Origin of the sequence: Streptomyces murinus (assembly GCF_002154555.1) — a bacterium.
In the GTDB taxonomy this organism is placed as follows: Bacteria; Actinomycetota; Actinomycetes; order Streptomycetales; family Streptomycetaceae; genus Streptomyces; species Streptomyces murinus.
In genome coordinates this window covers 1-10,518 of record NZ_MUNF01000369.1, presented here as the reverse complement: position 1 = coordinate 10,518, position 10,518 = coordinate 1, and the positions used below count along the sequence as shown (strand labels likewise).

The window sequence follows — 10,518 nt, the reverse complement described above, 5'->3', positions numbered from 1 at the left end:
TTCGAGTCCCTGGCGGCGCACAGACGGAGAAGGTCCCTCGCAGCAGCGGGGGACCTTTTCGTATGCCCCGCTTCATGGGGCCGCTACTCTCTGGCCATGGCAGCGCGGGACCTTCAGGAGCGGATCAAGAGGCTGATCGTGGACCGGCGGCTGCCTCCCGGGGCCCCGCTGCCGACCGAACCGGAGCTGATGGAGTTCCTCGGGGCGAGCCGGAACTCGGTGCGCGAGGCGCTCAAGGCGCTCCAGGCGATGGGCATCGTGGAGATCCGGCACGGCTTCGGGACGTACGTCGGCCCGATGTCGTTCGCGCCGATGATCGAGGGCCTCGCCTTCCGCACGGTCGTCGGCCACTACCGGGGCGAGGACTCGCTGCTCCAGCTCCTCGAACTGCGCGAGGCCGTGGAGACCGGCCTCGTCTCCCGGCTCGCCGGGCGGCTGCCGCAGGCGGACCTGGCCGAGCTGGACGCGCTGGTCGACCGGATGGAACAGCAGGCGGCCCAGGGCGCGGGGCTCGCCGACACCGACCGCGCCTTCCACGCCACGCTCTACCGGGGTCTGGACAACGCCCTGCTCAGCGAGGTCCTCGAGGCGTTCTGGGACGCCTTCCACCGGGTGCGCCGGGATCTGCTGGACGTGCCGCAGGACCCCCGGGTGACCTGCCGCCAGCACCGGGAGATCCTGGACGCGGTCCGCTCCGGGGACTCCCCGCGCGCGGAGCGCGCCATAAGGGACCACTTCGGGAACGTACGGACCCGGCTGTCGGGGTGAGCCCGCCGCCGGCGGTTCAGCGGGTACGGCGGCCCCGGCGGGCGCGCAGGCCCACGGCGACGGCGGCGATCGAGGCCAGCGCGAGCCCGGTCACGGCCTGCGCGGTGTCGGGTCCGGAGCCGCTGGTGGCCACGGTGGCGAAGTGCGCGGTGGCGTCGACCGGGGCGGCGGACGCGCCTTTGTCCCTGGCCGCTTTGCCCATAGCCGCTTTGTCCGTAGCTGTCTTGTCCGTAGCCGCTCTGCCCATGGCCACGACCGTGATCCTGCCGTCCACCACCCGGTCGGCGCAGGTCACCTTGACCTCGTAGGCGCCCGGCCCGACCGTGGAGCCGACGCGGGCGCTTCCGGAGAGGGCGCCCTGAGTGCCGGTGAGGCGGGCGTCGGCGGTGAAGGCGCGCGAGGCGGCGACGGCCTGGCTCCCGGTGCAGCCGCTGACCTTCAGGGTCACCTCGGCCCCCGGCGCGGGGGCGGCGGGTGCCGCGGCGAGGGTGCCGCCGTCCGCCGCGCGGGCGGCCTGGGCCGCCGGGCCGAGCGCGGCTACGACCAGCAGACCGCTGCACACAGTGAGGGGAAGTGAGCCCATCGTGAACCTCCAGACACGTAAGGAGGTTCTCCCGGCCGGAGCGCCCCCGCATCCCGAAGGGGCGCCCCGCTGCTCCGTCCGGGTGAGACCGGGTTTGAGCCGCCGACGTCAGATGAGGTCGACCAGATCGGCGATGGAGTCCACGACCTTCGAGGGCCGGAACGGGTACGCGTCCACCTCCTGCGGCTGGGTCACCCCGCTGAGCACCAGGAAGGTGCGCATCCCGGCCTCCAGGCCCGCCAGCACATCGGTGTCCATCCGGTCGCCGATCATCGCGGAGGTCTCGGAGTGGGCGCCGATCGCGTTCAGGCCCGCGCGCATCATCAGCGGGTTGGGCTTGCCGACGAAGTAGGGCTTGCGGCCGGTCGCGGCGGTGATCAGGGCGGCGACCGAGCCGGTGGCGGGCAGCGCGCCCTCGGTGGAGGGGCCGACGTTGTCGGGGTTGGTGGCGATGAACCGGGCGCCGTCGTTGATCAGCCGCACGGCCTTGGTCATGGCCTCGAAGGAGTAGGTGCGAGTCTCGCCCAGGATCACGAAGTCGGGCTCGTGATCGGTGAGGACGTAACCGACGTCGTGCAGCGCGGTGGTCAGACCGGCCTCGCCGATGACATAGGCGCTGCCGCCGGGCCGCTGGTCGTTCAGGAACTGGGCGGTGGCCAGCGCCGAGGTCCAGATGTTCTCGGCCGGCACGTCCAGGCCCATCCGGCGCAGCCGGGCGTGCAGATCGCGGGCGGTGTAGATGGAGTTGTTGGTGAGGACCAGGAAGGGGCGGCCCGAGTCGCGCAGCTTCTTCAGGAATGCCTCGGCACCGGGGATCGGCACGCCCTCGTGGATCAGGACGCCGTCCATGTCGGTGAGCCACGATTCGATCGGCTTGCGGTCTGCCATGTTGTGCGTCTCCTGGCATGCGTGAGATCTACGAGCGGGGGCCGGAACCACGGCGTACCGACGCCCCCAGCCTAATCAGCCCCGGCTGATCCGTACCCCCTCGATCAGCCGGTGGCCGCCGGCACGCGCAGGGGGCGGCCGTCCAGGTCCCAGGCCGGGTCGAGGGCGACTCCGAGATGGGCGAGGGCGGTGGCGGCCACGTCCGGCATCGTCACGTCCGTGCGGACCGAGCCGGGTACGAGTCCGTCGCCGACGGCGATCAGGAAGGTTCGGCGTTCCGGGAGGCTGGGGCCGCCGTGGCCGCCGGTGTCGGTGTGGCCGTGGTCGGCGGTGACCAGGACCAGCCAGTCCTCGTCCGCGGGCCGCGCCCGGACCTCGGCCACCATCCGTCCGACCTGGGCGTCGGCGCCGTGGATGGCCTCCAGGTACCACGGTGAGGCGGCGCCGTGCCGGTGGCCCGCGTCGTCGATCCCGTCCAGCTGGACGAACAGGGCGTCCGGGTCCCCGTCCCGCAGCTCGGCTACCGCCCGGTCCGTCGTACCGGCGTCGTACTCCGCGTCCGGCGTGGCCACCCGGGTGCCGACCCGCGCGGAGAAGACCTTCTCGGCGAGCGGCGCCCAGGAGGTGATCGCGCAGGTGTCCAGGTCGCGTTCGGCGGACGCGAGGCGGGTGAGGAAGTCCGGGTAGCGCGCGAACGCGTGGCCGGTGAAGGAGTTGTCCCGCACCCGGTGCTTGGCGGGCCGGGCACCGGTGAGGATCGTGGCCCAGCCGGGCCCGGACAGGGTGGGCGCGCCCGGCTCGACGAGGCTCGGCGCGGTGAGCCCGGCGGCCGTCAGCGCGGCCAGGTGGGGCGCGTCGGCGTCCTCGATGCGGGCGAGGAGGGCGCCGTCCAGGCCGATGACGAGCACTTTGGGCGTACGGGGCACGGAAACCTCCGAGGAGAGGGCGGCGGGGCGCCGCCCCCGGCTCGGGCCGGGGGCGGTGCCCCGCCAATCAATCAGCTCCCGGTCGCCGCCTTCCAGTCCTCGACGTACGACGTCAGGTTCTTGTCGATGTCGTTCCAGTCCGGCTGGAAGAAGTCGACGCCGTCCATCAGCTTGGTGAGGGCGATGGCGTTGGCGTCCGTGGCCTTGACGTCCTCCCGGGCCGAGAAGCCGCCCCCGATGGAGCTGACCTCGGCCTGCGCCCGCTGCGCGAGCATGAAGTCGAGCAGCTTCTTGCCGTTGGCGCTGTGCGGGGCCTTCGTGACCAGGCCCGCGGCGTACGGCAGCGCGAAGGTGGAGGGCTTGCCGTCCTTGCCCGCCGGGAACCAGATGCCGAGGTTGGGCATGGTCTTGGACTGGGCGTAGTTCATCTGGACATCGCCGTTGGCGACGAGCAGTTCGCCCTTGTCCACCTTGGGCGCGAGCTTGCCGGTGGAGGCGGACGGGCCGACGTTGTTGGCCTGGAGCTTCTTCAGATAGGCGAGGGCCTGGTCCTTGCCGCCGAGGTCGTGCATGGTCTGGATCAGCACGGCCGTGCCGTCACCGGCGACACCCGGGGTGGAGTACTGGAGCTTGTTCTTGTACGAGACGTCGAGCAGGTCGTCCCAGGTCTTCGGCGCGGTCTTCAGCTCCTTCTTGTTGTAGACGAAGCCGAAGTAGTTGTTCACGACGGAGGTCCAGGTGCCGTCGGGCGCCTTGTCGGCGCCGCTGACCGCGGTCGAGCCCGCGGGCTCGTACTTCTGGAGCAGGCCCTTGGCGTCGGCCTGCTGGATGAACGGCGGCAGCGTGACCAGCACATCGGCCTGCGGGTTGCTCTTCTCGCGGACGGCGCGCTGCACCACCTCGCCCGAGCCGCCCTCGACGTACTTGACCTTGATACCGGTCTTCTTGGTGAAGTCCGCGAAGACCTTGTCGTACCAGCCGTCACCGTTCTCGCCCTTGAGGCCGTCCGCGCTGTAGACGGTGACCTCCTTGGCATCGGCGGCGGAGGAGGAACCGCAGGCGGACAGCGCGGGGGCGGCGAGCAGGGCGACGGCTGTGGCGAGCGAGAGTCTGGTCCTGGACATGGCGAGACGAACTCCTGGCGTTCTCAAGGCGATCGGGGGGTACGGGAGTGGCTGGTCAGCGGTACGACGCCCGGGTGCGGAACCGGGAGACGGCGAACAGGACGAGCAGGGTCGCGGCCATCAGCACCACGGCGACGGCGGAGCCGGTGAACAGGGCGCCGCGGTCGGTGGCCGCGTAGATCAGGACGGGCAACGGGGTCCAGTCCGGCGGATAGAGCATCATCGTGGCGCTCAACTCGCCCATGGACAGGGCGAAGCAGAGGCCGGCGGCCGCGGTCAGGGAGGGCAGCAGCAGGGGCAGCCGTACCCGCCACAGCACAGAGGAGGGCCGGGCGCCGAGGGCGGCGGCGGCCTGTTCGTAGGCCGGGTCGAGGCGGGTGATCGCCGCCGACACGGACTGGTGGGCGAAGGCGGTGACCAGCACGGTGTGCGCGAGGATCACGATCCACCGGGTGCCGTTGAGCAGCAGCGGCGGCTGGGAGAAGGCCACCAGGACCGACAGGCCCACCACCACGGAGGGCACGGCGACCGGCAGCACGAACAGGGCGTCCAGCACCCGCTTGCCGCGCTTGCCCAGGGCCGCTCCTGCGAGCGCCGCCCAGGTGCCGACGGCCAGCGCGAGGAGGCTGGCGCCGGTGGCGGTGAGCAGGCTGGTGACGAGCGCCTGGAGGGCCTCGCCGCGGGTCGCGGAGCGGTAGTTGGCGAGCGTCGGGCCCGAGGGCAGGACGCTGGACCAGTGGGTGGCGAAGGAGGCGCCGAGCACCACGAGCAGCGGCAGCGCGAACAGCGGCAGGAAGAGGACGAGGAACACCGCCCACAGAGCCCGTCTGGCCCCTCGGCTATGCACCAGCACGACGGCTCACCACCCGGTAGAGGCCGTAGAGACCCACGGAGATCAGGACGTTGACGACGGCGACCACACAGGCGCCCGGGTAGTCGGACTCCAGGATCGCCTTGCTGTAGACGAGCATCGGCAGGGTGGTGACCCCCTTCGCGCCGGTGAAGAGCACGATGCCGAACTCGTTGAGGCAGAGCACCAGGACGAGGCTGCCGCCGGCCGCGAGCGCGGGCAGCGCCTCCGGCAGGATCACCTGGCGTACGATCCGCGGCGCCCGCGCTCCCAGCGAACTGGCCGCCTCCAGCTGGGCGGTGTCCAGCTGCGAGAACGCGGCGAGCAGCGGGCGCATCACGAACGGCGTGAAGTAGGTGATCTCCGCGAGCAGCACGCCCCAGGGTGTGTTCAGGAACTGGAACGGGCCCTGCGCGGCACCCGTGAGTCCGGTCCAGGCCCCGTTGGCCATGCCGACGCCGCCGTAGACGAACAGCAGGGCCAGCGTGATCAGGAAGGACGGGAAGGACAGGAACACATCCACGAACCGCGCCACCGCCTTCGCCCCGGGGGACGGCACAAACGCGATCACCAGCGCCAGCAGGAACCCCAGCACCAGGCACCCGGCGGTCGACGCGAGCGCCAGCCACACGGTGGTCCACAGCGCCTGCCGGAACGCCTCCGAGGCGAACACATCGGCGTACGGCTGGACGGAGGTCCCCCCGCTGTCCGGCCGGAAGGACTGCTGGACGACCAGGGCGAGGGGGTAGAGGAAGAAGAGGGCGAGGCCCGCGAGGGGAGGCAGGGTCCAGACGAGCGCCCTGAAGGGGCGCGGGGAACTGCGCGACCGGCCACGGACGAGCCGCACTCTCTGTACGGCATCAGCCATGACCGACCCCCGCGGGCAGCAGCACCGCGTCATCGGGCGCGAAGTGCAACGTGACCTCGTCACCCCGCCACGGCGGGTCCCTCAACTCCCTTACGTCCGCCATGACATCGTGCTCGCCGATCCTGACGTAGAGCCGGTGCGTGGCCCCTCGCCACTGGATCTCCTGGACGATGCCGGTGAGTTGATTGGGGCCCTCGCCGATCCCCACGAGATGCGGCCGGACGCACAGCGTGGCCCGCGCCCCCGCGGCCACGCCCGCCGTGTCGACCTTCACCTCCCGGCCCGCGAGGTCGACACTTCCCGAACTCACGGTCACCGGCAGCAGATTGGCGCCGCCGACGAAGGAGGCCGTGAACGTGTCGGTGGGCGCCCGGTACAGCTCCTTCGGTGTCCCGCACGCCCGCAGCCGCGCCTTGTCCATCACCGCGATCCGGTCCGCCAGGGTCAGCGCCTCGACCTGGTCGTGGGTGACGTACAGCATCGAGACGTCGGGCAACTCCCGGTGCAGCCGGGCGAGTTCCGCGAGCATTCCGGAGCGCAGCTGTGCGTCGAGCGCGGACAGCGGCTCGTCCAGGAGGAGCACGCCGGGCCGGATGGCGAGCGCGCGGGCGATGGCGACGCGCTGCTGCTGGCCGCCGGACAGCTCGCGCGGATGACGGCGGGCGTAGCCGGCCATGCCGGTCATCTCCAGGGCTTCGCTCACCCGTTGCCGTATCTCGCTCCGTGCGGTGCCGCGCGCCTTGAGCCCGAAGGCCACGTTCTCGTCGACCCGCAGGTGCGGGAAGAGCGCGTACTGCTGGACGACCATCCCGATGCCCCGCCGGTACGGCGGCAGGTCCGTCACGTCCCGGCCGCCGAGGAGCACCCGTCCGGACGCGGGCCTGACGAACCCGGCGACCGCCCGCAGCGCGGTGGTCTTGCCGGAGCCGGACGGCCCGAGGAGCGCCATGACCTCGCCGGGCTCGACGGTCAGATCGAGCGAGTCGAGGACGACGTTGCCGTCGTAGGCGACCGTGACGGATTCGAAGCGGATGCTCATCTCACCGGGCTCCCGTGAGCAGCGCGGGCAGGTCGGCCACCGAGTCCAGGACCCGGGTGGCGCCCGCCGCGTGGAACTCCGCGTCACCGTGGGCCCCGGTGCGCACTCCGGCGACCAGCCCGGCCCCGGCGCGCACGCCGCTGAGCACGTCGTAGGAGGTGTCCCCGACCACGGCGACCTGGCGTACGTCCGCGGCGGCCTTGGTGCGCAGGAATGCCTCAAGGACCATGTCGGGGAAGGGCCGCCCGCGTCCGCCGGCGTCCGCCGGGCACAGGGTGAGCGGCACCAGGTCCGCCCAGCCGAGGGCGGCGAGGATGGCGTCCTGGGTGATCCGGGCGAAGCCGGTGGTCAGGACGACGGCGCGGCCGCTCGCGAGCAGGGCCTCGACGGTCTCGCGGGCGCCGGGGACGGGGGCGATCAGACCGGCGTCGACCAGTTCGCCGTACGCCTTCTCGAAGGCGGCGTTGGCGCGCCGGGCCCGCTCCTCGTCCCCGAACAGGTGGCGGAAGACGGAGATCTTGGACTCGCCCATGGTGGCGCGGACGTAGGCGAGGTGCTCGGCGTGCTCGGCCGTGCCCTCCCGGACGCCGAGTTCGGCGGCGGCCACGGCGAAGGCGCGCTCCACGAGCCCGCCGTCGGCGACGGTCGTACCGGCCATGTCGAGGACGACGAGCCGGATGTCGGGGGAAGTTTCGGTCATGGGGGTACTCACCAGCCCAGTTCGTTCGCGGTGGTCTCGGCTATCGCGGGGGAGCAGGTCATGCCGCGCCCGCCGGGCCCGGTGACCAGCCATACCCCGTCGGCGACCTGCTGGCGGTGCACGACGCGGGAGGTGTCGACGCACTGCGCGTACACGCCCGCCCAGCGGTGCCGGATCCGCGGCAGCGGCCGGCCCAGCAGGTTCTCCACGACGCCGGTCAGGTGCTCGTACGGCTCCTCGACGGTGTCGAAGGCGAAGGGGTGCTCGTACTCGTGGGTGTCGCCGATGGTCAGGCCGCCGTCGGCGCGCTGCACCATGAGCAGCTGCATCTTGTGCGCGGCCGCCGTCTCGGGCTGCGGCTGGCCGGCGTTGAGCGCGTCGAGCGCCTTGGAGGCGTAGGCCGGGTAGTAGCGGAAGCTGTCGCCGTCGGCGACCGAGGTCGGCAGCGGCTCGCCCAGCGGGTCGGTCTGCATCATCTGGAGCCGGACCCGGCGCACGGGCAGGCCGGGGCCCGCCAGCTCGCGGACCAGGCCGCCGAGCCAGGCGCCGGTGGCGAGCACGACCGCGTCGGCGTGGTGCACGTCCCCGTGGTCGTCGCGGACGGCCCCGGTACCGACCACCTCGCGGACCTCGCGGCCCGGCAGGAACGTGTAGTTGGGGGACTTGCGCAACTCCGCGCGCAGGGCGAGCTGCGCGGTGCGCGGCTCGACGGCGGCGTCCCGTTCGCAGAAGAGGGCGGCGCCGAACTCGCCGCGCAGGGCGGGGTTGAGCGCGCGGGCCTCGCCCGGGGTCAGCAGCTTGTAGCCGCGGGCGGCGGCGTCCGGGCGGGCCACGGCGGCCTCGGCGACGGCCAGTTCCAGCTCCGTGCGCACCGGGGTCAGGGAGCCGGTGGCGCGAAAGCCCAGCCCGGCCACCCGGCCGCCGATGCCCTCCCACAGCTCCCGCGCCCGCAGCGCGGTCTCCAGCTCTTCTCCCCCGGCCCGGCCACTGACCCAGATCTGTCCGAAGTTGCGCAGCGAGGCGCCGCGCGCCTCGGCCTCCCGCTCGATCTGGACGACCTCGTGGCCACGTTCGATTGCTTGCCAGGCGTGCATGGTGCCGACCACGCCGCCTCCGACGACTGTCACTCTCACGACGCCAACGGTGCTCGGGGACGGGTAACCGGAGACGTCCGCCCGTCGACGGGGGCGTGAACTGCCCATCACGTTTGGGCTAGACCCGTTATCTCCTCGTGACCATAGCTGCGGTGGCTATGTCCGGATCCCCCTACCCAAAAGGGACGTTCCTCAGCCCTGGAGGTGGGCGGTGAAGGAGAACCGGTCCCCCCGGTACAGCGACCGCACCCGCTCCAGCGGCCGGCCGGCGGTGTCCCGGGACACCCGGTGGATCAGCAGCATCGGCAGGGCCGGCGGGGTGCCGATGAGCAGTGCCTCGCGGGGCGTGGCGAGCACGGTCTCCAGGCGCTCGTCGGCGTCGCCGAAGCCGATGCCCTGGGCGGCGAGATAGCCATAGAAGGAGGAGTCGGCGTCGAAGTCGGAGTCCAGCCGGGGCACCCGCTCGACCGCGACATAGGTGCTCTCCAGGCCGACCCGCTCCTCGTCCGCGAGCAGCACCCGCTCCAGGTGCCAGACCGGCTCGCCCTTCGTCAGCCCGGTCTCGGCGGCCAGGGGTGCCGGGCAGGGGAAGCGGTCGAGGGTGACGAGGGTACGGCCGGGGGTACGGCCCTGGCGGCGCACGCCCTCGGTGTAGCTCGCCAGCGACAGCGGCTGGGCCAGCTTGGGCCCTGCCACCACGGTCCCGCGCCCCCGCCTGCGCAGCCGCCCCTCCAGCACCAGCTCCCGCACCGCCTGGCGCACCGTCTCGCGGGCGACGTCGTAGCGCTCGGCGAGGTCCCGCTCGGTCGGGATGACGCTGTCCTCCCCGAGCTGCTCCAGCAGTCCGGCGATCCTCGCCTTCACCGCGTAGTACTTCGGGATCCGGCCGTGCTCGGGGATGCCGGACCGGACGGGGGCGCCTGGGGCCTGCTCATACGGGTAGTCCACGCAGGGATCGTTGCAGATGAAGGCGAGGGGCCCTCAACTCAGCGGCGTCTGCGGGCCAGGAGGAACGCGGCTCCGGTCACACAGAGCAGGGCACCGGCGGCGGCGAGCAGGCCGTGGGTGAGGGCGGGGCCGGTGCGGGCGAGTTCACGGGCGCGCCGCCCGGCCTCCTGGGCGTCCCGGGCGAAGGGGAGGGAGGAGTCGGGGGCGGTGGCCGTGGGGCGCGGGGCGCCGGGTCCGGCGGAGCCGGTGCCGGGGGCCGGAGTGCCGGGGCCCGCGCTGCCGCCGGTGCCCTGAGGCCGCTCCGTACCCGTACCCGTACCCGTGCCCGTGCCCGTGAGGTCCTGGGCAACCGGGGTGCCGTCCTGGTCCCCGGGCGGCTCGGGAGTCGGGGACATCGGGGTGCCGACCCCGAACCGGTAGGCGTTGGACTCGCCCACCCAGTCCCCGTCCTGACCGCGCCGCTGCACGGCGGCCGCGTTGGCGGTGACCTGGTCGGGTACGGCGGCCTCCTGGGTGAGCGCGAGCCGGACCCGCACGCTGACCGTCTTGCCTGGCGGTACGGCGAAACCGCCGAATCCGGGTGCGTCCAGCACGCCGACCAACTCCTTCTCGTCGGTGCTCTCGAACGTCACCGGGTGGACGCGGGAGCCGTCGTCGAAGTCCAACCGGGCCTGCCCGGCCTTGAGTTCGTGCCGGTCGTCGACGAGGACGACGACCGGCACGAACTCAA

12 protein-coding genes are annotated in these 10,518 nt (G+C 72.6%); 1 reads left to right on the top strand and 11 read right to left on the bottom strand.

Annotated features, from left to right (window positions below; genetic code table 11):
• Window positions 1–96: 96 nt before the first annotated feature.
• Window positions 97–768 carry a FadR/GntR family transcriptional regulator gene (locus CCN72_RS22320; protein WP_037651534.1) on the top strand — a complete coding sequence of 224 codons (672 nt, stop codon included), beginning with the start codon at window positions 97–99 and terminating at the stop codon, window positions 766–768.
• 16 nt (window positions 769–784) lie between these two features.
• Here CCN72_RS22320 and CCN72_RS22315 read toward each other — a convergent pair whose 3' ends face one another.
• From CCN72_RS22315 to CCN72_RS39065, 11 genes are all read right to left on the bottom strand, one after another.
• Window positions 785–1,351, bottom strand: coding sequence for a hypothetical protein (locus CCN72_RS22315; RefSeq protein WP_086809053.1), 567 nt, complete (start codon window positions 1,349–1,351; stop codon window positions 785–787).
• Window positions 1,352–1,459: 108 nt separating this feature from the next.
• Complete coding sequence (locus tag CCN72_RS22310; protein ID WP_086809052.1) at window positions 1,460–2,239, bottom strand: HAD-IIA family hydrolase; 780 nt, start codon at window positions 2,237–2,239, stop codon at window positions 1,460–1,462.
• Between the two features lie 104 nt (window positions 2,240–2,343).
• Window positions 2,344–3,165 carry an alkaline phosphatase family protein gene (locus tag CCN72_RS22305; protein ID WP_086809051.1) on the bottom strand — a complete coding sequence of 274 codons (822 nt, stop codon included), beginning with the start codon at window positions 3,163–3,165 and terminating at the stop codon, window positions 2,344–2,346.
• 71 nt (window positions 3,166–3,236) lie between these two features.
• Window positions 3,237–4,289, bottom strand: a complete 1,053-nt coding sequence (locus CCN72_RS22300) for a 2-aminoethylphosphonate ABC transporter substrate-binding protein (protein WP_086809050.1) — start codon at window positions 4,287–4,289, stop codon at window positions 3,237–3,239.
• A 55-nt stretch (window positions 4,290–4,344) separates the two neighbouring features.
• The gene (locus tag CCN72_RS22295) at window positions 4,345–5,142 is read right to left on the bottom strand and encodes an ABC transporter permease (RefSeq protein WP_167408707.1); all 798 of its coding nucleotides are present in this window, start codon (window positions 5,140–5,142) and stop codon (window positions 4,345–4,347) included.
• Window positions 5,129–6,007, bottom strand: a complete 879-nt coding sequence (locus CCN72_RS22290) for a 2-aminoethylphosphonate ABC transporter permease subunit (protein WP_167408706.1) — start codon at window positions 6,005–6,007, stop codon at window positions 5,129–5,131. Before CCN72_RS22290 ends, CCN72_RS22295 begins: the two co-directional genes overlap by 14 nt.
• Window positions 6,000–7,046: an ABC transporter ATP-binding protein gene (locus CCN72_RS22285; protein ID WP_086809048.1), complete on the bottom strand. Its 1,047-nt coding sequence runs from the start codon at window positions 7,044–7,046 to the stop codon at window positions 6,000–6,002. The genes CCN72_RS22290 and CCN72_RS22285 overlap by 8 nt, the downstream gene beginning before the upstream one ends.
• A 1-nt stretch (window position 7,047) precedes the next feature.
• Window positions 7,048–7,746, bottom strand: coding sequence for an HAD family hydrolase (locus CCN72_RS22280; protein WP_086809047.1), 699 nt, complete (start codon window positions 7,744–7,746; stop codon window positions 7,048–7,050).
• An 8-nt stretch (window positions 7,747–7,754) separates the two neighbouring features.
• Window positions 7,755–8,879: a TIGR03364 family FAD-dependent oxidoreductase gene (locus CCN72_RS22275; RefSeq protein ID WP_086809046.1), complete on the bottom strand. Its 1,125-nt coding sequence runs from the start codon at window positions 8,877–8,879 to the stop codon at window positions 7,755–7,757.
• 153 nt (window positions 8,880–9,032) lie between these two features.
• Window positions 9,033–9,788 (bottom strand): GntR family transcriptional regulator, encoded by a 756-nt coding sequence (locus CCN72_RS22270; protein WP_085564908.1) that lies wholly within the window; start codon window positions 9,786–9,788, stop codon window positions 9,033–9,035.
• Between the two features lie 38 nt (window positions 9,789–9,826).
• The coding region (locus CCN72_RS39065; protein WP_158101385.1) for a hypothetical protein at window positions 9,827–10,518 on the bottom strand (692 nt) is incomplete at its 5' end.